The organism is Sphingobacterium sp. BIGb0116 (assembly GCF_024808035.1).
GTDB classification, from domain to species: domain Bacteria; phylum Bacteroidota; class Bacteroidia; order Sphingobacteriales; family Sphingobacteriaceae; genus Sphingobacterium; species Sphingobacterium paramultivorum.
In genome coordinates, this window is the sequence record NZ_JANUDT010000002.1 from 515,090 (window position 1) to 541,322 (window position 26,233).

Annotated in this window: 21 protein-coding genes; 15 read left to right on the plus strand and 6 right to left on the minus strand. The window is 35.4% G+C overall.

From position 1 onward, the window contains the following. The first annotated feature begins 5 nt into the window (after nt 1-5). The 11 genes from M2419_RS08805 (at nt 6) to M2419_RS08855 (ending at nt 11,801) form a co-directional block, all read left to right on the plus strand. Nucleotides 6-1,163 carry an iron-containing alcohol dehydrogenase gene (locus M2419_RS08805; RefSeq protein WP_182332039.1) on the plus strand — a complete coding sequence of 386 codons (1,158 nt, stop codon included), beginning with the start codon at nt 6-8 and terminating at the stop codon, nt 1,161-1,163. Next, nucleotides 1,138-1,914 carry a gamma-glutamyl-gamma-aminobutyrate hydrolase family protein gene (locus tag M2419_RS08810; RefSeq protein ID WP_200845520.1) on the plus strand — a complete coding sequence of 259 codons (777 nt, stop codon included), beginning with the start codon at nt 1,138-1,140 and terminating at the stop codon, nt 1,912-1,914. The genes M2419_RS08805 and M2419_RS08810 overlap by 26 nt, the downstream gene beginning before the upstream one ends. Then, nucleotides 1,892-3,271, plus strand: a complete 1,380-nt coding sequence (locus M2419_RS08815) for an aldehyde dehydrogenase family protein (RefSeq protein WP_159726694.1) — start codon at nt 1,892-1,894, stop codon at nt 3,269-3,271. The genes M2419_RS08810 and M2419_RS08815 overlap by 23 nt, the downstream gene beginning before the upstream one ends. Before the next feature lie 312 nt (nt 3,272-3,583). Continuing rightward, the gene (locus M2419_RS08820; protein WP_259254788.1) at nt 3,584-4,072 is read left to right on the plus strand and encodes an NUDIX domain-containing protein; all 489 of its coding nucleotides are present in this window, start codon (nt 3,584-3,586) and stop codon (nt 4,070-4,072) included. A 26-nt stretch (nt 4,073-4,098) separates the two neighbouring features. Next, nucleotides 4,099-4,800, plus strand: a complete 702-nt coding sequence (locus M2419_RS08825) for an HAD family hydrolase (protein ID WP_259254789.1) — start codon at nt 4,099-4,101, stop codon at nt 4,798-4,800. A gap of 239 nt (nt 4,801-5,039) precedes the next feature. Further along, nucleotides 5,040-6,767 carry an amidohydrolase gene (locus M2419_RS08830; protein ID WP_259254790.1) on the plus strand — a complete coding sequence of 576 codons (1,728 nt, stop codon included), beginning with the start codon at nt 5,040-5,042 and terminating at the stop codon, nt 6,765-6,767. Nucleotides 6,768-7,178: 411 nt separating this feature from the next. After that, nucleotides 7,179-7,895 (plus strand): hypothetical protein, encoded by a 717-nt coding sequence (locus M2419_RS08835; RefSeq protein WP_259254791.1) that lies wholly within the window; start codon nt 7,179-7,181, stop codon nt 7,893-7,895. A gap of 89 nt (nt 7,896-7,984) precedes the next feature. Beyond that, a complete protein-coding gene (locus M2419_RS08840; RefSeq protein WP_227550272.1) occupies nt 7,985-8,713 on the plus strand; it encodes a hypothetical protein in 729 nt (242 codons plus the stop codon). 167 nt (nt 8,714-8,880) lie between these two features. Beyond that, nucleotides 8,881-10,083 carry a S41 family peptidase gene (locus tag M2419_RS08845; RefSeq protein WP_259254792.1) on the plus strand — a complete coding sequence of 401 codons (1,203 nt, stop codon included), beginning with the start codon at nt 8,881-8,883 and terminating at the stop codon, nt 10,081-10,083. Nucleotides 10,084-10,163: 80 nt separating this feature from the next. Further along, the gene (locus M2419_RS08850) at nt 10,164-11,156 is read left to right on the plus strand and encodes a hypothetical protein (protein ID WP_259254793.1); all 993 of its coding nucleotides are present in this window, start codon (nt 10,164-10,166) and stop codon (nt 11,154-11,156) included. Between the two features lie 180 nt (nt 11,157-11,336). Beyond that, the gene (locus tag M2419_RS08855; RefSeq protein ID WP_182332052.1) at nt 11,337-11,801 is read left to right on the plus strand and encodes a GNAT family N-acetyltransferase; all 465 of its coding nucleotides are present in this window, start codon (nt 11,337-11,339) and stop codon (nt 11,799-11,801) included. 109 nt (nt 11,802-11,910) lie between these two features. Here M2419_RS08855 and M2419_RS08860 read toward each other — a convergent pair whose 3' ends face one another. After that, the gene (locus M2419_RS08860) at nt 11,911-12,636 is read right to left on the minus strand and encodes a DUF6090 family protein (RefSeq protein ID WP_153848844.1); all 726 of its coding nucleotides are present in this window, start codon (nt 12,634-12,636) and stop codon (nt 11,911-11,913) included. Between the two features lie 241 nt (nt 12,637-12,877). On the opposite strand from M2419_RS08860, the gene M2419_RS08865 reads away from it, so the two are divergent. Next, the gene (locus tag M2419_RS08865) at nt 12,878-14,038 is read left to right on the plus strand and encodes a TlpA disulfide reductase family protein (protein WP_194932957.1); all 1,161 of its coding nucleotides are present in this window, start codon (nt 12,878-12,880) and stop codon (nt 14,036-14,038) included. 126 nt (nt 14,039-14,164) lie between these two features. Here M2419_RS08865 and M2419_RS08870 read toward each other — a convergent pair whose 3' ends face one another. From M2419_RS08870 to M2419_RS08880, 3 genes are all read right to left on the minus strand, one after another. After that, nucleotides 14,165-14,650 (minus strand): GNAT family N-acetyltransferase, encoded by a 486-nt coding sequence (locus M2419_RS08870; RefSeq protein ID WP_153848842.1) that lies wholly within the window; start codon nt 14,648-14,650, stop codon nt 14,165-14,167. A gap of 142 nt (nt 14,651-14,792) precedes the next feature. Further along, nucleotides 14,793-15,338, minus strand: a complete 546-nt coding sequence (locus tag M2419_RS08875; RefSeq protein WP_153848841.1) for a hypothetical protein — start codon at nt 15,336-15,338, stop codon at nt 14,793-14,795. Between the two features lie 2 nt (nt 15,339-15,340). Continuing rightward, nucleotides 15,341-15,553: a hypothetical protein gene (locus tag M2419_RS08880; protein ID WP_120334399.1), complete on the minus strand. Its 213-nt coding sequence runs from the start codon at nt 15,551-15,553 to the stop codon at nt 15,341-15,343. Between the two features lie 434 nt (nt 15,554-15,987). Between M2419_RS08880 and M2419_RS08885 the strand changes: the two genes are divergently transcribed. Further along, a complete protein-coding gene (locus tag M2419_RS08885; RefSeq protein WP_259254796.1) occupies nt 15,988-16,167 on the plus strand; it encodes a hypothetical protein in 180 nt (59 codons plus the stop codon). A 481-nt stretch (nt 16,168-16,648) separates the two neighbouring features. Here the strand turns inward: M2419_RS08885 and M2419_RS08890 are convergent, their stop codons facing one another. Together M2419_RS08890 and M2419_RS08895 are read right to left on the minus strand one after the other, a co-directional pair. Continuing rightward, nucleotides 16,649-19,267, minus strand: a complete 2,619-nt coding sequence (locus M2419_RS08890; RefSeq protein ID WP_259254797.1) for a hypothetical protein — start codon at nt 19,265-19,267, stop codon at nt 16,649-16,651. Continuing rightward, nucleotides 19,264-21,276 carry a hypothetical protein gene (locus tag M2419_RS08895; RefSeq protein ID WP_259254798.1) on the minus strand — a complete coding sequence of 671 codons (2,013 nt, stop codon included), beginning with the start codon at nt 21,274-21,276 and terminating at the stop codon, nt 19,264-19,266. Before M2419_RS08895 ends, M2419_RS08890 begins: the two co-directional genes overlap by 4 nt. An 849-nt stretch (nt 21,277-22,125) precedes the next feature. On the opposite strand from M2419_RS08895, the gene M2419_RS08900 reads away from it, so the two are divergent. Together M2419_RS08900 and M2419_RS08905 are read left to right on the plus strand one after the other, a co-directional pair. Then, nucleotides 22,126-25,035, plus strand: coding sequence for a TrlF family AAA-like ATPase (locus M2419_RS08900; protein ID WP_259254799.1), 2,910 nt, complete (start codon nt 22,126-22,128; stop codon nt 25,033-25,035). Nucleotides 25,036-25,179: 144 nt separating this feature from the next. Next, nucleotides 25,180-25,887 (plus strand): hypothetical protein, encoded by a 708-nt coding sequence (locus M2419_RS08905; RefSeq protein WP_259254800.1) that lies wholly within the window; start codon nt 25,180-25,182, stop codon nt 25,885-25,887. Nucleotides 25,888-26,233: the final 346 nt, after the last annotated feature.

Here is a 26,233-nt window from a genome sequence, read left to right on the forward strand (position 1 = left end):
GAACGATGGATACAGCAAAAATTTATGGTTTTAATTTCCCTACACCGATCCGTTTTGGTGCTGGAGTGATCGACGAGCTCCCAGGCTATTTATTGGCCAATGGACTTAGCCGCCCTTTATTGGTAACGGATCCGACTATTGCCGAACTGCCATTTTTTAAGGAAGTTCAACAAAGGCTGACGAACAAAGGGATCGACGTTATTGTCTTTCATGAGTTGCACAAAAATCCTGTAAAATCTGATGTTCTCTTGGGAGGAGATGTCTTTAGAGGGCAAAATAGAGATTCAATTATTGGCGTTGGCGGTGGAGCAGCACTCGACGTAGCTCGGGCGATTGCCTTGCGCGCAAATCACCATCGTGATTTATTTGATTACGACGATCTGATCGGCGGCGATATCTATGTGACCAACGAGATACCACCATTGATTACTGTACCTACGACCGCCGGCACCGGGAGTGAGGTAGGCCGTAGTGCTATTATTTCAGAAGATGAAACCAAGAAAAAACGAATTCTGTTTAGTCCGAGATTGATGGCAAAAATTGTATTTGCCGATCCTTTACTTACAATGGACCTGCCACCGTTTATTACGGCGGCAACGGGAATGGACGCACTTACGCACAATATGGAAGCCTATCTGGCCAAAGGGTACCATCCAATGTGTGATGGTATTGCGCTTGAAGGAATGGCCATGGTGGCTACTTCGATTGAGTGCGCTACAAAAGAATCTGACTTGCCATCGCGCTCTAAAATGCTTTTGGCATCATTGATGGGAGCTGTTGCATTTCAGAAGGGATTAGGAGTCGTTCATAGTTTAGCGCATCCGCTTTCTTCGCTCCTCGATACTCATCATGGACTGGCCAACGCGGTGAATCTTCCTTATGGCATGCAGTTTAATTATGTCGGTTTTGAAGATCGTTTCGATAAGATGGCCATGGCTTTGGGGCTTGGCAACAATGCTGGAGACAAGGTTGTTGACTATCTGTTTGACCTCAATGTACGTTTGGGACTACCTACACAGTTATCCGCAATTGGCGTACAAAAGGAACATTTGCAACCTTTATCAGAACTTGCGCTTGCAGATTTCTGTCACCCATCGAACCCCAAGCCCGTTAGTAAAGCCGATTTTCTTGCAATTTATGAAACCGCATACGAAGGAAAATGATATGTTAAAAATCGGTATTAGTGCCTGTTTTTTTTATCCTGACCCAGACAGGACGGTCTTTGGTCACAAATCACTGAGTTATATGGAAAATGATATGGCTCGATGGATTAGTAAAAAAGGTGTGCTTCCTATATTATTGCCGGATCTTGAAGAATCATTATTAGCGGACATCTTACAACAGATGGATGGCATAGTTCTTCAAGGTGGAAGCGATATAGCTCCTCAACACTATGGAGAAGAACCTATCGGCCCCTGGAAAGGAGACCCTTATCGGGATCAATATGAGCTAAAGATATTGGATTATGCCATCAGAAATCATAAGCCTGTCTTAGGTATCTGTCGGGGATTTCAGTTGATGAACGTGTATTTTGGAGGTACAATGTATCAGGATATCGTTAGTCAGCTTCCTCATTCGGCTGTACATCGTTCAGCAAGTTTATATGATACAATCAATCATCCGGTGCATATAGAACCAGGAACACTTTTCGACAGACTATATGGCCATGTTGCCAATCCATTGGTCAACACGGTACATCATCAGGCTGTTAAAGATCTTGGCCGTGATCTCGAAGTCTATGCGCGCTCGGAAGATGGATTTATCGAGGCATTTGGTTATACCAAAGAAGCGACCGGGAAAGTTATGGGTGTCCAATGGCATCCCGAATTTTCCCAAACACAGAAGGGAATACTTTTAGATGAAAATTTGATTTTTAATGTTTTTATTGAACATGCAAGACAACATAGAAATTAGAAATCCTGCAACTGGCGCTGTAGCGGCAACGTTGCCTTCAACCACAACAGTTGAGTTGGAAAATACACTATCCTTACTAAAGCAAGGACAGCACACATGGGCAAAAGTTCCTTTAAAGGATCGTTTAGCGTGCATCATACAATTTGGGCAGCTGATCTTGGCAAATAAACAGGAGCTTGCAGAGATCCTTACCAAAGAAACGGGCAAACCCATAACACAATCGCTTAATGAAATTAACGGAGCACAGAACCGCATTGAACATCTCCGAAAAAATGCTGAAAGATGGCTTTCAGAAGAAGTTATTGTGCGTGATGGCGCAACGCTAGAACATATTCGATATGAACCACTTGGTGTAATTGCCAATATTTCTGCATGGAATTTCCCTTATAATGTCGGCTTCAATGTTTTTCTCTATGCCTTGGTTGCGGGCAATGCTGTTCTCTATAAACCTTCTGAATTTGCCACGTTGACAGGCTTGCAGTTTGCAAAATATCTTTATCAGGCAGGCGTACCTGATAATGTATTTCATTGTGTTGTAGGAGATGGGCGGATTGGCCAGCATATCTTATCATTGCCATTGGACGGCTATTTTTTTACTGGATCCTATAAGACAGGAGTGCATATTGCCAAGACCGTAGCACATAAATTAGTTCCAGTCCAGCTTGAGTTAGGCGGGAAGGATCCGCTATATGTCACTGAAGATGTCAAAGATATAAAACAGGCGGCAGTGTCGGCAGCTGAGGGCGCTTTCTACAACAATGGGCAGAGCTGTTGTGCTGTTGAACGCATCTATGTTTCAGAACAGATATACGATCAGTTTATCGAGGCATTTATTGAGGAGGTAGCGTCCTATCGGGTGGGCGATCCATTCGCTGAAGATACATTTATTGGCCCTTTAACCAGAGCTGCTCAACTGGACGTTCTTGAAGAGCATGTGAAAGATGCCCTTAAAAAGGGAGCAATACTGCGGTTGGGCGGACACGCATTAGAAGGTGAGGGATATTATTATGCCCCAACTGTATTCGAACATTGTAATCACAATATGGCACTTATGCGTGAAGAGACTTTTGGTCCGCTGATAGGTATACAAAAGGTATTTTCAGACGAGGAGGCAATAACGCTGATGCAAGATACGACGTATGGCCTTACTGCAGCAGTGTTTTCTTCCGATCAGGACAGAGCAATGGATATCCTTGGCAAAATGGATACAGGAACAGTATATTGGAACTGCTGCGATAGGGTAAGCCCTAATGTACCTTGGTCCGGACGGAGGAATTCTGGTTTAGGTTCAACTTTGTCGGCTCAAGGTATTCGGGCATTTGTTCAGCCTAAAGCCTATCATTTAAGACCCGTATAATTCATATCTATTTTACGGATATAGCCCATTATGCCGATAGTTCATCGGATAATGGGCTTTCCATTTATACGATGTTATAAGCCTAGATCCATGAAAATATTGAAACCATATTATCCTCAAGAGCTATTCAAAATGAAAGATGAGTGTGTAGAGATTATTAGCTCGCCTCGTGGTAAAGCTGTCACCAACGCGATTTATGTCGATGAGATAGATACGCAAGTCGTCACTTAGGAGATATAAACTGAATGAATTCGCTAAAAATGCTTGAAGACTCTCACAACATTTTCTATTTTTGTTACAAACAGAAAAGAGATGAGCAATGAAGTGACAGGTTTGAAGCGCGTAGCCACACTATGTATATTAAGAAATAAAGATAAGTTTCTATTGCTAAAACGCCTTAAAGAACCCAACAAAGATATGTATGTTCCCGTTGGTGGAAAATTAGACCCATTTGAAAATCCGGATGATGCAGTGGTGCGTGAGGTCATGGAAGAAACAGGAATCCATATCACTTCAAAACAATTTTGTGGCATGTTAACCGAAACATCACCGGTCAATTACAATTGGATCAGCTATGTATATGTATCGGATATCGAATATATTGAGGCACCCTATTGTAATGAAGGTGACCTCGAATGGATCTCTGCAGACGAACTGAAATCTATTCCGACCCCTTTAACCGATCTTTATATTTATGATTATGTGGCTAAGGGAAAACTGTTTGCTTTTAATGCCGTATATGATTCAGACCTAAACTTGACGGGGCTATGGGAACAATATGATGGTACCAAGATCAAGTAAACTTCGTAAATTGAATTAAAATTAGAATGATTATCAATAAAAATGCCATTAAAGTCATTGCATTCGATGCAGATGATACATTATGGATAAACGAGCCATATTTTCAAAAAGCAGAACATGATTTTTGCGCACTATTGGAAAATTATCTTCCACAACATGCAGTATCAAAAGAGTTATTTGAAACAGAAATGAATAACCTGTCCCTCTATGGGTATGGTGTGAAAGGCTTTATTCTTTGTATGATAGAGACAGCCAGTCGTATTTCTGCTGGACAGCTATCGCTGAAGACAATAAACAAAATCATAGCGATTGGACAGGATTTACTAAGGATGCCGATTGAATTATTGGAAGGTGTCGAAGATACGCTGGTAAGGCTTAGTGCACATTATAAATTAATTGTAGCCACAAAAGGGGATCTTTTGGATCAAGAAAAAAAGCTAAAAAATTCGGGGCTCCAAAAGTATTTCCATCATGTGGAGATTATGAGCAACAAGAAAAATGAGGATTACATAAAATTATTGAACAAAATTGAATGCCCCGCCGAAAATTTTATCATGATCGGAAATTCAATCAACTCCGATGTTCTGCCAGTATTGGAATTGGGAGGGCAGGCAATACATGTCCCTTACCATGTGACGTGGACACATGAGCAAGCTAGTGATGAGGTTAAACCAATCAATTTTCTTCAGGTAGAAAGTCTGGATCAACTGCTACCGATTCTGCTTTAATCGAAAATGCGCATCTAGATGCGCATTTTTAGTAACATTTCAATGCCCACTATTTTTAATCTTTATCCTCCATACCGATCTGCAGTCGGTTCAGTGCATTCATCAAAATGATCCTCGCGGTTAGGTCGACGATCTGTTTATCACCGAACACAAAGCATTAACTGACTATTCCCCTGCAAAGAGTTGCGAAACAATTAACTGATTTCCTTTGTTATTCATTAGTACAGTTAACCTCTCACATGGCAATAATTACGAAATATCTATTTTTCTTTTTACCTCTTTTTATTTTAAGCTGTAAGAGCAATCAGCAAAAAGGGGATGCTTTCTATTTTGGTGGAAATATTGTAACGATGGAAGATGATTTACCTCAAGTAGATGCTTTAGTATTAAAAGACGGGAAGATTCTTTTCGTTGGTAACCGGAAAGAAGCAGATCCCTATATAGGAGAAAATACCAAACAGATCGATTTAAAAGGAAAAACTTTATTGCCTGGCTTTATTGACGCCCATGGCCATATCACTTCAAGAGCCGGAATGGAACAGGCAATAGATTTATCTCCAAGTCCATACGGTATCGTTAATTCAATACCCGATCTTCAAAAGGCTCTATTAGCAGTTATTAAGCAAACAAAACTGGGTGCGGCTGTTCCAGTATTAGGAAATGGCTATGATGACGCCATTATGCGTGAGCATCGTCATCCGACTCGCCAGGAATTGGATGCAGTCAGTACGACAAATCCCATTATTGTCATTCATGCTTCTGGTCATGCAAGCGTTGTCAATAGTGCGATGTTGAAGTTATTAGGTATTGCCGAAAATGTGAAAGACCCCGAGGGAGGGCATTATGGCCGAAGCCCTGATAATCAACTAAACGGTAAGCTGGAAGAAAATGCCTCTTTCGCCGCGTTGGTGAAGTTAACGGATATGATTCCCAAGCCCAAACAGGCAAAAGATGAACTATCCCAATCCCTAAAAGATTTTGTCAAAGCGCAGGACGAATGGCTTAGTTATGGTCAGACAACAATCTGTGATGGACGTTCGATGGGAGTGAGTGTTGGCTTGTTAAAGGAAGCTGCTTCGAAAAATCTTTTAAAGGCTGACGTGGTTTATTTTCCGGATTTTGAAGCAAACAAAGCCGAATGGAAGTCCTTTAAACCCAATTACATGAAATACGAAAAGCACTTGAAATTTGGTGGATTTAAATTTTCGGACGATGGCTCACCTCAAGGGAAGACAGCCTGGTTGACAGAACCATACCTCGTTCCACCAGAAGGCCAATCGGCCGACTACAAAGGCTTTCCAATTTTTTCAGACGAGACCCTCTACAATGATTTAAAAACAGTGTTTTCAAATGATATTACAGCGCAATTACATGTTAACGGCGATGCGGCTATTGATCAAGCGCTTCGTGTGATCGGCAAATTGAAAACCGAAGGAATTTATAAGCCTGAGCTTAGGGCAACCTTGATACATGTGCAGAACAGCCGACCTGATCACATCGCCAAGATAAAAGAGATCGGTGTTATTCCTTCATATTTTTCGTCCCATGTTTATTTATGGGGGGATTGGCACTATCAAAGTGTTTTTGGCCCCAAACGTGCGGCGTTTATTAGTCCAGCTCAATCAGCAAAAAAAGCAGGAATATTGTTTACCATTCATCATGATAGTCCTGTAACACCTCCCGATCTAATGACTGGGGTGTATGCTGCGGTCAACCGGACGACACGTTCGGGTATGTTATTGGGTCCAGATGAACGAATTGATGTAAGGGACGCGCTCAAAGCAATTACGATCAATGCTGCCTATCAGTATCAGGAAGAAAAAGATAAAGGCTCTCTTAAAAAAGGAAAACTAGCTGATTTGGTTATTTTGGATCAGAATCCGTTAACAATTGACCCCAAAAAATTACGGGATATCAAAGTAGTTGAAACCATCAATGAAGGGAAGACAGTCTTTAAGCGAAATTGATCAATCTGCAAATCCAATAAATAAATACATCATTGTAAACCACATTTTAATTCGCAATTGTTTGGGAAAAACCCGCTATCATTCTATGTTTTTGCCATTCTCTTGGGAGGATGACGCTAAGTAGAAGTCCTCGTTTTCAAGAGGATCAAATGTTGAAATAAAACAGGAGAGTTGCATAACGATACAACAGCATCAAATTTTCTTCTTTTAAAAAAATATAGCGAATAATAAATCGCCGCATGCAAATATAAAATGGTCTTTAACTCTTGTGGCTTGTGGCCTATCTTTATAAGATAATCAGTTCAAAATTTCATTTTTAAATGAATTGATCTATTTTATCATGCGATGCAAGGAAGTTCATCTCAGATAGGATCCTTCTCTTACTAAAATCAAGAAATAAATATGAAATTGATGTTGATATTTCTTTTTTCGATAAGCCTTGTTTACGGTCAATCTATACCAAATTTAACAGTAGGTTATGGAGACAGGTATGATAGCTTACCTAAATTAGTATTCAATACGGCTACATTAGAAGACTATCGTAAAGCATTTAGCTCCAATCACATTGTCAATAAAACTCCTGCTGTTGAAAGGAAAAATCTTGTGATCCCAACAGGCAAAGGCAAGCTAGAGTTCAAGAAATATAGTTTTTCAGCAGATCAGGGCGATGGATTTAGGGGCTGGGAGTATAAAGGCTATCTTCCCCAACTGAAAATGCATATTCTCGTAAGCAATCATGTTTCCGAATCATTAGGTTTTAGCGATCTGGTTTTAATCGATAGCACCAATGGTAGTCAACATACAATTGCTTCAATTGGCGATGGTGCAGTTGAAATACCAATTCCTTCTCCAAACGGATATTTTCTTGCTTACTATTACAATCAGGTATATACTTCGAATAGTTGCTTTATTGGGGTCCTTGCTGTCCGCCAAGGAAAAGCTCCTTTCCGGATCAAACTTTCCGAATACAACAGTTTTGAAACGGATAATTGGGCAGTGGAAGATATCAGATGGGTCAATAATACGACAATTATCATAAAAGCTTATACGCTTAAGAAAATTGACAATGAAAACAGCAAGCAGTTTGCCTACTACATTGCCCGATTAAGCCAAAAAAACACCAAGTAAGGTATAGTGACTTGCTGATCACTTGAGTAATAACGGATCAATTTATTTAATAAGGTAAAGCAGTATCTACTTTACCTCTTAAAAACTTTATGAAAATACGACATAATATCATCATTTTAACTGCTGCAATTTGCTCTTGTAACAACCCTAGCATCCCCCAACAAAAACGGGATGTGAAGCAATCAGAACATCCTATTGACGGAGAAGTAGCAATCTCCCAGCAGCAGATAGATACTGCACCTACCTCACATACTGCGAATAACGTGAAGGCTACAACAGCAATAAGGTTCAATGAATTTGTCGTTTCGATTCAAGGCATGGCCATTTTTGATCCAGAAAAGATGGATCAGCAACAAAGGGACACTATAGAGATCGATGCAGAAGTCGGAGAAAGTATCGAGGGAAGTTATATTTCTATTTTAAATGATCAGATTAGTGATTTGAAGGTGGAACAACGCTATGAAACCAGCGTAACTATTATGAACGAAGGGCCTCATTGTGATCTTACTGATTGGAAACATTTTAACTCAGACTGGAAGTCTTTAAAACAAAATAGGAGTGGACTATTTTTTAGTGAAGAATATACCGATCAGGACTATCGATCCTTTCCCAGCGTGTCTATGGACGAGTTGAGACAAAAAGTAAAAGAGCACTGTGGTGAAGAATGGTTTAAACTTTTGGCTAAAGTAAAATCGCCAACTGAATACCCATCATCAGTCAGTATAAGCCGCTATTTCTTACGGATCACATGTCGTCGTAAAGACAACGGTAAAGAAGTTACCAAATTTATCATTATCAAAACTCCTATGGGATGTTAGTAGTTTAGTTGCTGAATTACAAAACTAGTGTTTTCCAAGTTATAAATCTATTCGAAGAAATTATGAGAAAGTAATATACCTTCAAAAGAGTCCGTATTATTTTAACGATGGTTTTATTATTTTTGTTACGGACTGAACCAATAAAATACCAATTCAAGAACACAACGATGAAATTAAGCCTATTGACTAAAGCTATTTTTACTATAGTACTCTTATTTTTGACAGAGAATAACATTTTCGCTCAAACCAAATACAAAAAGGATTTTTACGAGTTTTGGTCTGATATCAATAAACATTATGCCTATTTAGAAAGGCAAAATATCGACTGGAATAAAGTCAAAGAGATTTATTCAGCACAAGCAGAAAAAGTTACAAACGACAACGAGTTTATTCAGTTACTTGAAAATACGTTTAATGAGCTGTACAATGGACATTCGTCACTAAGCATAAATCTTAATACATCAAACAGGTTAATTCCATCGTGGTCCGACATACGTGTAGAAAAAGATCAGAACAAATATTTAATAAAAGACTTAAGAAAAGGTTTTGGTGCAGATTTAGCTGGGTTAAAAATTGGCATGCAAGTAACTCTTTTCAACGGAGTATCAATAGATGAACAGTTAAAAAGTTTCTTACCTCGATTTACAGATTATCACAGTCCAAAGATGTATCAGTATGCTTTAGATATGCTTTTTGCAGGAACTCACGATAAAAAACGAGTGATTACCGTAGTTGAAAACGGAGAACGCAAGACATTTGAACCAGTGAGCTATGCCAATAGGAATGAATTGTTGTATTATAAAGTTATAAATGAAAACACGGGGTATGTCAAAATCAATAATTCACTGGGAAATAACAACTTGATCGGTGAATTTGATAAAGCTCTTGACAGTTTGATTTCTAATAAAAACCTGATTTTGGATTTGACTGAAACTCCTAGCGGTGGAAATTCAACTGTTGCGAGGGCCATTATGGGCCGGTTTGTCAATAAAGTTCTACCTTATCAGATTCACGAATTTGATGAGAAGGATTATGACACAAAACGACATTGGGTAGAGTATGTAAGTCGACGTAAGGAAACCTTCAAGGGTAATGTGTATATCCTCGTGGGACACTGGACAGGAAGTATGGGAGAAGGGATAGCTATAGGGTTTGATGCACTAAACAGAGCGACAGTTATTGGCACACCTATGGCGGGACTATTAGGCGCAATTTCAAATTTTCGTCTCACAGAAACAAAAATTGGATTCCAATTCCCGACTGAGAGATTGTATCATATCAACGGAATACCGAGAGAGGATTTTATTCCCAAGATTTTATGTGAAAATATCGAAGAAACATTAGAAAAAGCTAAGGAGGTAGCTTTGTAGATTAAGTAGGAGATTACGACTCAGTTTGCCTTAAAACTCGTAGAGTAATGTTATGATCAATGTGAACAAATAAAAAGTTTATGCTTAATAAAGTTAACGATACTTTTATCCTTCTTTTGTTTATGCTTCTTTCCAACTACTGCAAAGCACAAACGGAAAATAAGAGCTTAAATATACCTGTATCTGTTAAAGGATCTACCTTTTTTAACGCGGATAAAAAAAACTGCATAGCGCTTCCATTTGGCTATTCAAATATCTCAAAACAGCTAAATGTTGACTCCATAGTGTCTGCTATACAAGATCATCGTGGCTTAGGCAATCTCTATGCACTAAAATTTGAACAAATAATCAAAAATGATCTCGTGATGCTACCCGAAGCATATGACGTTTCTTTTCCATTTGAGCAAGGTATCGGCAAAGAATATAGTCATATTAAAATTGCCTCTAATTTTCTCAGTTATAGAGGTTATTCGCTGCATTTTCTGGCTGTATATAATGCCGACCGCTATATCGAGCCATTCGTAGAAAAAATGTATCTAATTTCATTAAAGAATGGGAAGCCAGTTGATATAAAAAGAATATATCTTCATCATGAGGGAGAAATGGGATTCGCGGACTATACATTATTTTATATAGATAAAAACCTTATAATCTCATTGCGGGATTATGAATTTAATGAAAATCCCTTTAGACAGAAACCTGTTTATCAATTTCAGCTTTTACACAACGGAACATTTGTCAGATACTATGCTCAGAATGGTTTATATAAAACTGATGAAGAACAGGGCTCAATAAAAAATCACCATAAAGAAGGAAAATGGATAGAATTTAAAGCAAATCGGTATGTGGATTTACAAGAATACCCATCATTTACAGATTCGTATACGTACTTGGAAGCAAGGTATAAGGGAGGTCTTCCTAATGGCAAATGGAACTGTTATAAATTATTGCAAGAATATAATGAAGAAACGGGGGAACCAATAATCAACACAAGGAAAAGAGGCCCGTTGATTTATACTGAACTATATAAAAATGGGGTATTGGAAAAACGAGATTATGTTCTTGATAAATAGGCCGTCTGTTATAAGTGATAAAACATGTAACTTGTATTTGAAAAGGCAAAAAGGTTCTTAAGTTCCTTTCTACAAGAACTTAAAATATGAAAATAATACTATAGTTGCTATTCGTTTTGTAATTTGCAAACAGTGGATATAGCCAACAAAAGGCAAAATAATAGACGTAGATTCTTAATTATGGAAATAATCATCAGACAAGCAAAAGAAAGCGAAATCAATGTATTAATCGAGTTTGAACAAGGAATTGTTGAAGCTGAACGACCTTTTGATAATACATTGAAGTTAGGCAAAATTCATTATTATGATCTACTAGAACTGATCAGGTCCAGGGAGGCTGAAGTTCTTGTTGCAATTGTTGACAATCAAGTTGTCGGATCAGGATATGCGAGATTATTGGATGCAAAACCTTATCAAAAATATGAAAAGTATGCTTACCTCGGATTTATGTTTGTTAAACCCGAATATCGAGGGCAGGGTATCAACAAAATGATTTTACATCGATTGATCAACTGGGCAAAAGAAAGAAATATTTCAGAAGTGAGACTTCAGGTTTATGAAGAAAATACGAGTGCAAAAAAAGCCTATGCAAAGGCAGGCTTTAGACCAAATCTTCTGGAAATGCGTATGGAAATCGATGATTGATAGTAATGAAATTCATTGGGATAATTTCTATAACAAATTAAAAAAAAGACAGCCTTTAGAAATTTAAAAGCTGTCTTTTTTTGGCGTTATGCAATCATTCGAAACCGATTTATTCGTTATTATGCTCAATTTCGGCAATGATTTCTTTGGCAGATTTGATGACCTGATTATTCAGCTGAATAATCATATTTGCTTGAGATGCTGCATTGATAAGGATTCCTTTTACTTTTGGCGATGCATTAACTGCTTTATACATCATATCGGGATTTATATTTGCATTAGGAATGGATACTAATTCATCGGCGAGCTTAAAAACCAATGCGTTGTAGTAGGTTTGCCAATCGTCTTTTGATGGCACTACGGTTTGATAATACTCCAAAATTCCTGTTTTTAATTTTCGATCCTTGATGAGACCAATTTTCCCGCTAGATCGGAATCCTTCATAATTTCCTGTATTTCTGATCTTAAAAATCGGATTAAGGTTCATCTTAATACGGTCATTCGGGTTGACTTTCACCAAGCTATCAATTTTTTGTTGGTTTAGTTCTCCGTAAAATTTACAACCTTCAGCTGTATTTGTCAAGTAGGAATTTTGCTTTTCCAAGTCGTAGACATCTTTTTGGAGGTCGACTTTTAGATCTTCCAAAAATTCTTTTACTTCTTGTTGTTCATGCCGATGCTCGCTCCAGCCGTGAAGCCATATAGAAAGTGATACTGCAAAAACGATAATGAAGATCTCAATGGATATTTCTTTCAGTTTTTCAGAGAGGCTATGCTTTGGCTCTTTTGCGGTTTTATAAATTTTCTTCGTGTGCTTAATGATCTCGTCTTGCATTTTACAGCTTTAAGTTAATATAAAGGTGATTTTGTTAAATATTGGTATTAATACACAAAGATGCAAAAGTTTGGTAAAACACACAAATTAATAACTTGTCCATTACTTTTTTGAGGAAGAAAACAGGTGTCAAGTTGTTTTATTGGGGGATATGCCATGGATTAAAGAAAATAGTAACAAGCTCAGAACAGAGAAATTGCGTATATTTATGATAGTAAATTACCAGAAAATAGGCTATATTATGAAAATATGGACAGGATTGCTATTAATAGCGGTTTTTATACTTCCTTTCCTCGCTTGTGGACAAAATCCCTATCAGATAAATGGGGCGATACCTCAATTGAAGGACGGTTCCAAAGTATTTTTGATCTACGAAATAGAAGGTAAGTCTGTTGTTGATTCCACTTTTTCAAGAGGTGGAAATTTTTCATTTTCTGGGACGGTAGACTATCCTGTTTCATCGTCGCTATATCTCGATAAAAATCCTTATGTAAATAGACCCTCTCGCAATGAGCAAATGGATTTTTTTCGTTTTTACCTTGAGCCTGTCACTATGCAAATGCAAGCAAGCGACTCCTTGAAAAATATAACGATCAGTGGATCTCAAATTAATCTCGACCAAGATGCTTTTAAAAAGATGCGTAGCTCCATAGATGATAACTTTACAGCACTTAATAAAGAATTTTATGCACTTTCAGCCAATCAACAAAACGATCCTAAAGTACGTGAAGCTTATATTGATCGGGAAAAAGGATTAATGGATGACCTATATCGTGTTCATTTAGAATTTGCTCGTCAGCATCCATCGTCCTATCTTAGTTTAATCAGTTTATCCTTTGTTGCTGGACAGGAGAAGTTTATGGAAGAGGTTAAAAGGATATATGCCGATTTAGCTGAGAAGCTCAAAAGCTATCCTTTGGCCAAAGATATACCCATGCAGTTAGAATCGTCAATCAGGACCAAAGTTGGACAGGTTGCCCCCGATCTCGAACTTCAAACTCAAATGGGTACAAGTCTAAAATTATCTGAATTCCGAGGAAAGTATCTATTGGTAGACTTTTGGGCTAGTTGGTGTGGACCATGCCGCGAAGAAAATCCAAATCTAGTAGCGCTTTACAATAAATACAAAGATTTTGGATTCGAAATCTTAGGAATATCCCTGGATAAAGCGGCTCAACGCGAACAATGGGTCAAAGCAATTGCAGATGATAAGCTGAGCTGGCCACAAGTATCTGATTTAAAAGGTTGGGATAGCCAAGCAGCAAAACGTTATGGCATCAATTCCATACCAGCAAGCTTCTTGTTGGATCCTACAGGAAAAATTGTGTACCGCAACCTCAGGGGGAAAGATTTAGAAGAAAAAATACAGGCGATCTTTTCAGATAAAAGCGATCCTAAATAACCGGTTTAGTAGTATATACAATAAGCTCTATTAAGATTGGGATATTCTTGTTAGGGTCGCGAAACCTAAGGGTGAAACCGACTGAGGGGGGAGCTGGTAATAAAAATAGACTGATCAAATCGCTCATTAATCTAATCTATAAATAAATTCCTCAATTTCGATTTGGCGTGCATTAGCAAAACCGCGATCTGTACCAACCCTAACAAAACCACAATTTTCCAATACTTTTTGGGAACCGAGATTATCGAAAGCGACGCGCCCATAAATAGGACGGTTTGTTTCAATTGAAAGAAACGCTTTAAGTGCCTTTGTTGCAATTCCACGTCCCCAGAATTTTCGGTCAATCCAATAAGTGATCTCAGCATCACCTTCAATAATAAACTTCGCAATACTTCCTACAATTGTCCCATCAATCAGAATCGTTTGATTGTTTATGCTTGGCTCATTGAGAAATTTAGCATATTTCTCAAGGTAAGCTGTCTGATCTAAAGAAGTACTTGAGGTAAAAGCTGCGAGATAATTTGCTTCTTCATCAAGCTGAAACTGATAATGTGTTTCTAAATCCGCGTATACTGTCGGTCTAAGAGTAAATTGAAAGTTGAGGTCATCCATGCTTTTTTATGTTCGGTTTATTCCCAAATATAGTAATAAATACTTTTCCTTTAGTCTTCATCGAAGTCAACCCGACGACAACTTGAGGAAAAGCCGAACAGTGCTCGAACAAAGGTAGAATTTAAGCCGATGTGATGTTGCTTCATTGAGCCCATATGGGGAGATAGGTAGATACCTCGATTCCTGAAATATTATCCTGATATTTAAAAACAGTTTCAGGTACCATGTGGTTTTCGCTTATATCGACCCCCTTAACAGAAGAAAAGAGATTTAGATGCCTTTTCACAAGCGGCATGGTATGAATATATAAATGGGTTATTTTGTCAGTGCTAGAGTCGCAACCACTATTTTTCTTAGCTTTAGACCTCGCATGGCATATATACATATTATCGGTGTAAAAAAAGATCATTTCAATCTTATTTTCAGGGTACAACGCTTTAATATCGTGTAGCATTTGAAGATGCGTCTTATTAACCATATTGACCTCCACAGCAAAATCTTCGTCATTACTTAGCAGCATCAATAGCTGTTCCTCAAATCTCCTATATCCATCTTTTAAACCTAGTGCAGCATAGCTTTGAACAAAGAGATTAGGGTCAAGTATCTTGATCCCCTCGGGAATGAAATACTGTCCACAAGTACTTTTCCCAATATGAGGAGGGCCAGTTATCACATATATTGTCGCCATGATCAGATACTTTGAATTGTCCCATCGCTATGCTCTTCAACCATTTGCCCATCCTTGCTATAAACCAATGGCTGTTCACGAGAAAACAAATAGGAGCGAATACTCTTTTGCAATTCTTGCCTCCATTGTATCTTTTCATCCGCAGACATAGTGAATGGATCTTTTTTCATCTTTCCAGTTTTGACAAGTTGTTCTTCTTGAATAATCCTTTTCATTTAAAAATTAATTAACATTAGCTTGTACGATCAATTAAATATAAACATATATTAATATATTATAAAAAAATATTAACACAAAATGCGTGAGAAATTTGATAGACCGACTTTAAATTGGCAACAAAATCCATTATAAAATTAACAGGCGCTGTATATTCTTTTTATCAAGAAAGTATACAAAAGAATTATACAGTTGATTGTTTAAGTTATATACTGATTCGAATATCTCAGGGGCTCAAGGTAAAATTTAGACAACTAACAAAGTTTAGAGAGTTACTTTTCACTCGGGCAACTATTTCCTTTCCTGAAGATCATGAATATAGTTTATTCCATCTCGAACATAGAACTTTTTGAACTTACCAATTTGGCCTGGGCTCTCGTATTAATAAACAACTCTCCAGTCACCGGATTTGGCTCCAATAATGCGTGGAATTTTGAAAGACGAAGTTCTCGTAAAACGTTTCCTTCTTTGGTTTGGTTTTGGCGCTGTTTTTGGTGCTGGTACATCACCTAAAACAGAAAAACCGTTCTTAACAACGTTAAAAACGGTTTATTTTGCGGAAAGGGAGGGAGTCGAACCACCTACTCTAACGCCGCTTAAAAGCACTTTTTAAAGTACTTTTTTATAAGTGCCACGAATATGGATTTTTATCTTGAATCAAAGAACCATCATCCGATTAATTGGTTCAAAGTTACAGATATTTTTGCTTAACTTGTAAGTACCCCATTTTTCCGACTGCTGAGATTGGACTAATTGCTTTGGATTATATGGAATTAGTTTTTTGGTTGAATATATTTTATGACGTATTGTAAGTTTTGAAATTGTAATAATGGATAATTGAAAAATTGAATAAAATAAAATGTAAAATAGGTGACTAAAAATAATTTGGATTATCCTAAGCACGGTTGAATTTTATTAAAATGTAATTTTAGCGTACCCATTTTACATTTTATTCTTTATAAAATTGTATTTCATAAAATTTCATGTAAATGGGCTGGGCTATTCGCTCGAATCTTTTTGTGCTTTCATCCTAAAAAGGATTTCCGCTGCTATCCCTTACGCGAAATTGATTTGACAAAACCTATTTGTAAGTATTAATTATTTTGATGAATTAACTCTTTTTGTTTATTTTCATAAAGGATATCAATGATTCTTTGGCCAAGTTTTACCCTATCATTATAATCAGCAAAGTTGAACCCCACAAACATTGCTTTTTTAATTACTTCTTTACGTAATTTATGTTGCATTGAGCTGTTAATAACGGCAAATATTGAAATCATATTGATATCAGGATTTTTATCTCTAAAAACTCCGATATATTCTTGAACCTTTGACTGTTCAAATTCAATAAGCGCGTAGTCAAGTTGCTTACCCGTTAATCCATCGAGCACAATAGTTTTGCCATTAGGGGTGGTGAAGCTACCAGTTAATTCTTCATTAATAATGGATGTACCATTTTGAATGTTTCCGGCATAAAGAAATTCATTTCCTCCTTTTAGAAAATGTAAGGCCGGATGAAATGAAAATATATTCCCTAAATTATTGTTAATGTCTTCAACAATTTCAATTAATCCCAATTCACCTGCACTTGTAACTAATGTGGCTGCTTTAAACCATAAACATTTATCTCCAAGTTTTTCGTCAATAATAGAATAGTTGAGACTTCTTTCGGAAATTCTTTTAACGTCTAGAGGGACATAAGGTAAATAAGGAATAAAGGGAATATCAAAAGTAGGTAAATTTGGAGTTTCCTTTAAGTATCCACCTTTATCTAACCTCATTGTTGTGGCTGCAGTTAACATTGCTTTGGATAATCCTTCAAATGTTGCCAATTCCAATGCTTTGGCATATTTTAAGTATTCTTCAGATTTCTTTTGATATTGGTCTTTTTCACCGGGTTTCCAAAGTACAGTTGCTGATTTTAGAAATTCTTTGGTTTGGTTTTCTTCCCAATCTATTTGCTTATTGATGGAGCCGGGACTGATTAACCTATCTTCTACCGAAGAAAGTACATCCCATCTATGGGTTGGTAAATCAAATTCTAGTTTAACCTTAGGCAGAACAGTTTTAGAAATCGTTATATTTTTATTTACCTCAGCAACTTTAATGTTTTGTATTATAATTTCCGTATTTCTTACGCCTTGATTTGAAAAGGCAATCTGTCTGGCCTCAGCAGAATTTTTTTCTACTTCTTTTGTCCTTTCCATAAGGTTAGTTCTTGTTTTTCCAATCTGGCCTTGACCAGGATTTCTACTGTCCCTAATAAATGCACCATCAGTACCTCTTTCCCAAACACCTGAACCAGAATTTGCATAGTTTTCCTGTACTGGCATTGAGCCACTAGAATATGGCCATTTGAGCGCTAAACTTAACCCGTCATTATAATAAGACATTATTTTTAAATTATTAATTTGACTGTAAGATCTCTCTTCCAATAATATTTGTTCATTTTCTAGGCTAAAAAGTAGCTTATCACTAATAGACATTTTATTTGGAGCCTTATTTTCAGTTTCCGAGTTATTTTTTAGTTGATTTTCAGCAAAGATTTGATTGTCTTTGAAAAACTTTAAATGATTTTCCAAATAGTTAGTCAGGGCGAGATATAATGGCTCAGATTTAGTGTTATTGATGACTTCTGTCATATTTTTACAGATCTCCATTATGTTGTCTAATGTAATGGAAGTTTCTAGACTTTTACCACTATATATTACTTTATTTTTTAGATTAGTTACGTACGTTCGAGATTGCATAATTTCTCTTGCTCTTTTACTGATATAGTATGAAGACTCAGGCGAAAAAGAGTTTAGGGTTAAAGATGTAAACCCAGACTTCACTCTATCATCAAGTAAGCTGGTTTCAAAAAACTCCTTATAGTTTTGAAGTGCTATGTAAGCGGAATTAATGTTTTGGTCTAAGGAATCTACATATGATTTCAAATTATTATGTTCTTCTTGATATAGTTTTTTGACACTTTCAAAGGTTGTTTTGTAAATTCTAAAGCAGGTCGTGTCAGCTGGAAGTTTTGAAGGTAACAAATTGAGGGCTTCCTGGTACTTCTTTGCCTGTTTTTTGTAATTTTTATCATCTACATAAGATCTATATATATCAAAAAGGAAAAAGCCCATATTTGTCGCGTTCTCATTTTCTTGTCCTCCTTCTGTTTGTGAAACTGATAAGCTGATTGACATTTGAAAATCAGGTTTTGTTCCACCAATGGAATTCATAATAAAAAAATAAGGAACCTTATCGAGTTGTATATTTTTGAAAGAAATAAAATCTAATGCTTTATCTAAACTTTTTAAATTTTGTATCGATACTTTGGTCATTTCTTGTTGCTGGATGAGCTTAAAACACAGCTCTTTTGTAAAGCTAACTGCCGAAGCCAATTCAGCAATTTGGGACACTGATAAAGTACTATTTGGTTTGGAAAGGGAGTTTTTTAAAACGTTAATCAGCGCAATGTTCTTATTCAATTGATTACTTGCATCGGAAAGGACTACATAGGTTTTATTGGCATTATCTCTGGCTTTGTCCAAGGTAATTTGAAAGCCGTTCAATGATCTACCTGTAAAATCAGGAGTAAGCTGATCATATGAAAGTCTATAGGCATCTTTCTTTACAAAATCCATCATGTCATCCCCGAATGTATATTCAGTTTGGCAATAAGCTTGAACTGAAATAATGATGAATAAAAATGATATTAAGGATTTCATAAGCTAAAAAAATTTAAAATCATTTCTCCTTTTCCATCTAGATCATCCTTATTGACAGAAAGTAAGGTCAGACTATTTTTGGAATTTTCCTGAAAGGACTTTCTTAACCCGGAGCTTAAACTCATAATATTATCATTTAAGTACTTGCTGAGCTTTTCTTTGGAACAATATTGAGCCAGTTCATAAATAAGCCCTTTTACCTGGCTAATTTTTGAAAGGTAATTATTGATATTTTCAGCTTCTAGAATCTTTAATGCTTCGTCTTTTTTATCAATAGCATTTGCTAATTTTTCGGCCTGTTGGCGGACTTGTAGATCTGAACTTGATAAAAAAGGATTAAGCGCATCAGGAACATCCGAATTTAAAATAAGCTGATAGACATAGTTAGTAAAACTGCTATTAAAATATGACTGCTCTGCAAGGCTTTTCATGGCTAGTCGAAGTTCTCCGTTTACAATATCTGGAGCTCTGGCTTCAAGGAGCTGTTCTGAATATAATCTTCTTGCTGTGGTAGCATCATGCAATATACCTTGCCCTCGCGAAATATCTTTTTGCGCATTCATAGCTCCCAAGATTTTTTGGTAAAGATTCAGTCTTGTTTCTATATTACAAGATAGTAATTTCTTATGCTCTTCGTGCGCATAGATAATTTGGCTACCAAACGCACTGTTCAAATCCATTGTGCTATAGATATCCAAGGCTCCAATTGCTCTACTAAAATCTCTTTCATCTCCTTCGTAGATCGTATCGATTACAACTCCCTCTCTGTAAACAAATAATTTATTTGATCCCAGATCATTTCCCTCAGAACTGGTGCCTAGATTTTTTATTCTAACCGTATTGTAAGAACCCCAGCTCAGCGTATCTGATTTAGGTATGGATATTTTGAACTGTTTGTCCCAACCACTAAAATGTTCGATTCTTTTAAGATTTAAATCGAATAGCACTCTGGAAATTTTTGCAGGTTTTGATCCTCCGATCTGAAGCGTAAAAGGAACTATTGTGCCTTGCATTAAAATGGATGTATTTCCGAAAACTGCGTCGTTTGCTGCATTTGTCTTTACAATCTGATCAAATTTCTTATCATTTTCATTGGGTCCTGGAATTATTATTCTTGTGTCCGGTAATTTCCAGGATCTATTTATGCTTAATGCTTTTCCTTTGGTATCAAGGTCAATCAATTGCTTCTTCACCATGAGTCCCAAAAGGAAATCTTTATCTTCAACCTTATTGATTTTGATTAGATCTAGTTTTGGTGAATATCCATTTCGTGATAAGATCTCGAAAATAGCCCTATTGTTTTTTTCTAAGGCTAATGTGGCAAATGTATTACCATCCTCAAGTTTACCTTTAAGGTCACCGTTTACTAAGTACTTTTTATACAATTCATCGGTAGAGGGATTTTTAATATCCAGTTTTAATATAGATGCTAGCGTGAACTCTCCAAGAGCTTTGTTGATTTGATCATTTGAAAATGTAATATTGAATTTTTCAATAAGGTAATCAATACTTTTTTGGTCCGGATCTCTATATTCCATATCAAAATCAATAGAATCTTCAGGAATCCTATGTGCTATCATCTCAACAATGGATAATCTTGTATTTTCTGATATAGGACTTAACAGATCATATTTTAGATAATCATAAATTTCTGTCGATATCATTTTATTTAATACCGCTTTAATATTGTTTGGGTTTCCAACGATAATGGATGTGTGATAACTATTTTGATCTAGTTCTTTAGTTCGGTTTAATAATTCCTGGATTAAGCTTTCATTATTGCAGAATAAAGAAATATCAAGCAGACTAAAATTTTGATAAATAGGTTTTTGGACATCGATTTTAGCAGAATCTACCAATTGGATTACTTTACTATTTTCTTCTTTTATAGCAAAGTTTATAATCTTGTCTTGAATGGATAAGTTTTGACCATAAGCCATAAATATTCCGCATAGGAAAGTAATGCAATTGATTATTAAGGTTCTTGATAGAATTTTAAAAGAACTCATAATTTAAGATTTTAGGTTAATAGCATTTTATGATTTACCTGTTTGAAATCATGTACTTAAATTTAACACTTTTTTCCAATCATATAAAAAAATATTAGCCAGTATTGGTGATTATACTATCTGCTGTTTTGGTAGTTGTAGTGTTGGGGGATATAAAGGCTTGCATTGATTGCTCATTTTCAAATTTCCCGAACAGGAAAATATCAATGCCCAGAGCCAATTTTATTAATTATTGGTGGTGCCAAAGAAAAAATCGCAATTTCTATATTCATATCAGTTCGTGGGAAACATCTAGTTAAACTACTTGAATATGACGAATAGTTATGGTGTTTATATTAATCTAAATGGGTTTATGGGTTTTTCGAAACCAGGAGGGATTTGAACTTCTTGAATTTTTCAGTCTTTATTTACTTAATATTGAGTGTCAACAAAAACTGCCATGAATTTGGATATTTCATGGCAGTTGTATTTTTAGCGGAGGGACCATTTAAACACACTTTTTTGAGTACTTTTTTATTATTGCCACGAATAAGGATTTTTATCTTGTTTCAAAGAATTATCATCCGAAAATTCACGTTAAAGATAAAATTTTTTTTTCTTATTGATTGTTAATGGTTTATTACATTTTTTTAAATCTAACCAATTCTTGCTGAAATATAAAAATCAAAAATCAATAAGAGTATGAGAGAAAATATTAGATTTTAGCGTATAGAAGATTTGATTTTAAGTGATAAATAATCCCCTGAAATAAGGAATAATTCTTATTTCAGGGGAATATTTATTATTTTTCAGATATAATTCTACAGATAAAGTAGTAGGCCATAAAGTTTAAACTAATTTTATAAAATTTTGGAAAATAATAATCGAGGCTCTGTTTGGAGGAAATGGGATTTGCACGTGCATACCCCTTCATCAATATATCAACGTTTTGGACAGGATGATGATGAAACTTGGGAAAAATATATTAGTGATTTAGAATCACTCCCTGAACATTTTGGTGTCATTGGTATAAATGACTACTTATTCATAAGCGGTTTAGACCGTCTTCAAAACGAGAAAAAAAGAGGACGACTTAAGAATATTAACTTATTACCTGTAGTGGAATTCCGCATTGATAAGTTTGCAGGAGTTCAATTTGGGCCTTTGAAAAGAATCAATTTACATGTTATTTTTTCTGAGGAAATAACAATAGAAACTATTCAGAGCCAATTTTTAAATACCTTAGAACAAAGTTATACTTTAGATTCAGGTGGTAGTTGGACAAGGGCGATTACACCCCAAAGTGTTGAAGAACTCGGAAAAAATATCAAATCACAAATACCTGAAAATGAATTAGAAAAATATGGTTCCGACTTGGTTGAAGGATTTAATAATTTAAACATTAATGAATCTGCAATATACAGTGCTTTAAAAAAAGACTGTTTTAAAGATAAGTACCTAATCGCTATAGGTAAAACTGAATGGGGAGATTTAAAATGGTCCGATGCCTCTATTGCAACTAAAAAATCTATAATAAATTCTTCACATATAGTTTTTACTGCTGCCGAATCCATTGAAGCATTTAAAAAAGCAAAAGATCAACTAACTCTTCAAATGGTTAATAATCTATTATTGGATTGTAGTGATGCACATTATCTTTCAAATTCAAATGATAAGGACAGAATAGGAAATTGTAATACTTGGATCAAAGCAAGTCCTAACTTTGAAGGATTACGGCAAATTTTATTTGAACCAGAACAGAGAATTAAAGTTCAATTAACAGAGCCGGATTTTAAGGATGATAAACTGGTTATCGACCATATTTGCTTTAATTCTCCTGACAATCTATTCCCTTCTTTCCCAATTAAGCTAAATAAGAACTTGAATGTTATTATTGGAGGTAAATCTTCTGGAAAATCTATTTTATTATATAACATAGCGAGAACTTTATTGGCAGATAGAAGTAATAATGGACCGCTTAAATTCTTGGATACAGATATCAATGAATTTAAATATTTATATGAATTTAGTAATGATCCAACGCTATTCGATTTTAAAGTAAAATTAAAATCAGGTGCTGAACAGTCGATACACCGTGGTGACAATGATCCAAGTATTTTAGCCGATATTAAATATATACCACAAAACCATCTTTCGAACCTAGTGGATAGAAGTAGGAAGGAAGGAAATTCATTAAAAAAATTAATTAGAGGACTTATATTAGAAGAAAGTTCTAGTAATTTGGCATACAAAAATTTTGTTGATACTTTAAAACTAAATGATTCTAAACGCAATAACTTGATAGATGATTACTTCCAAATTTTAGATAAGCTAACAAAGCTTAAGGGTGAACTGCTTCTTAAAGGCCATGATGAAGATTTAAAAAATAATATTTTAAAAAACCAACAAAGAATAAAGGAGTTAAACCAAGGTTCTGGCTTTTCAGATGGAGACATTCTTAAATATGAAAATTATACTTTGGAGTTTAATGCCTTAAAAATTCAGAGTGGAAAAATCATCAATGATTATCAAAAATTGAAAGTTTTTCATGATGAAATTAATTCTGTGCTTATTGAGTTAGAGCAAAAGAAAAATCAACTTTTGTTAAATCTTGAGGTAAATGAAATTAGAATTGAATTTAGTGATAAACTTAAATTTATAACTGATGCTTTAAGTAATGCAAATAAAAATAGTGGCTTATTTTTATTAAATGATCAAAGACAGATAGTTGTTGATAGTAGTATAAAGAGCTCTTTAATTACGTGTAATGAAAGGCAGAATGAATTAATCAAACTTCTCGAGCCTTTTAAATTAAGCGAGGAATCCAAAGTTCAGGTAGGCATTTTGGAAAATAGTATTCAGGAGGATCAACAAAAACTCACAGAAATTCAACAATTGCAAAAAGAAATTGAAATTTATCAAGCTGCTTTATCAGGTAAACATGAAGCTATCTTTCAATCTTATTTAGACAACTTTATAGAATACGAAAAAATTATAGAGCTTTTAGACCCTAGGATTAAATCAATTGAAGGAGAGGATGACAAATTGGAAATTAAAGGAATTGTTCGATTTAACTTTCCAAAATTTAAGGGAGTGCTCTCTGACTTAACTAATTTGCGTAGTAGTTCCGTAGACAATCTACCATTATTTCAAGTTTCAAAATCTGCTCTTTCAGACTTTGATTTTCAAAAAATTGTAGATCAAATTTTTGATCTATTCAATAAAATTATTGACGGTACTCACCAATTAAAGAGGACTAACAAACAGGAAGCATGTAAATTAATTTTAAAGGATTTTTTCTTTGATCATTGGGAAGTTACTTCGGAAGGGGATACAATTCATAATATGTCTACTGGAAAAGCGAGTTTTGTTTTATTAAAGCTAATTATCAAACTTAGTACTTCAAAAGCTCCTATTCTTATTGATCAACCCGAGGATAATCTTGACAACAGATCTGTGACTAGAGATATCGTTTCATATTTGAGACAAAAGAAGTTAGAACGACAGATAATATTAGTTACCCATAACCCCAACATTGTTGTAAATGCAGATGCTGAAAATATAATTATTGCTAATCAAAAAGGTCAAAATGATAATGACTCAACAAGTCCTTATAAGTTTGATTATATAAATGGAGCTTTAGAAGATTCTTTTGTTAAGAATATTAATGAAAAAGACATTTTAAAATCCATGGGTATTAGACAGCACATCGCTGAAATAGTTGAAGGTGGTGAGGATGCATTTAAAAGACGAGAACTTAAGTATAGTTTTCCAAATTAGTTAAAAAATCATTTTACTTTTTTATCTTTAAAGTGTAGGTGTAGCTCAGTAAGGTAGAGCGTCCGTTCGCGGAAGGCCGCAGGTTCGATCCCTGCCATCCGGGAAATAAATTTCCGGATGGCAGAATGAACAAAATTTTTTCTTATGCCAAACCCAGAATCTTATTTAATTTATCAAGCTTATGTAATAAACGTAAGGGATTTGACCGCAGCGGAAACTGATATTAAACGTTTAATTAATAGATCATTAAAGTCAGGTAAAGAGCATACCGTTTTAATTCAAACCAAGGTATATGCTTTAATATATTCTACGTTTTCAGAGGCTTCCTTTTCTAAGATGGTTTTGACTCCATATGGTTTTGAGCAAGGTTTTATTAATCAAATCTTAGCTTTGGATTTAAATCTAAGTTTACAAGAAAAATGGATTAAATGCCTAGATTTAGCATTTATTAAGTTTTCATTGAATAAAAAGGGATCGGAAGTGCCTAATAAAAAGCTTGAACTTAGTAGAATAATCCAGAAATTTGTTATTGAGCCAAGTATTATAAGAAATAAAATCGCTCATGGGCAATTTTCCCAAGCTATTAATCGCCAGGGAAACTTGGTAAATCCTGAACTTACTAAAAAAATATTAGATTTAAGTTTTGTAGGTGTCATGAGATTATTTAAAATTAATAGATTATTAGTAAGTATAATTGAAGATTTGATAGAGTCACCCGACTATTTCCATCATTCGAATTATTATTCGAAGTTTCAAAAATTATGTGATTTTATTGAAAAGAGTGCAAGTTGGACAAATTCTTCAAAGCTTTTAGTAAATAACATGAAAAGGAAAATTCCAACGCGCATTTGATTTTGTATGGACTTTTTTTAATAAGAAGAATTCAAGATTCGAAGAGATTCGCAAATAGCTTCTTCCAATTCCAATGTATTTTCATGGTTCAATAAATAATGTATGGTCATCATTGTATCTTATGGATTGCTATTTTGAATTTCTAAATATGTTTCAAGGAAAAGTTCCCGGTATGGACCATCCAAATCAGCAAGAAATTTATCCAAATTGTCATTAATATATCTACCCCAAAGTGTATATTCCTCTGAAGGATGGATATACTTGAACAAGCTGACCCCTCAAAATTGAATTAGAATTAGGGATGCGTAGTGCGTTTAAAGCTGTTATTCAACTGCCATACTGGCTG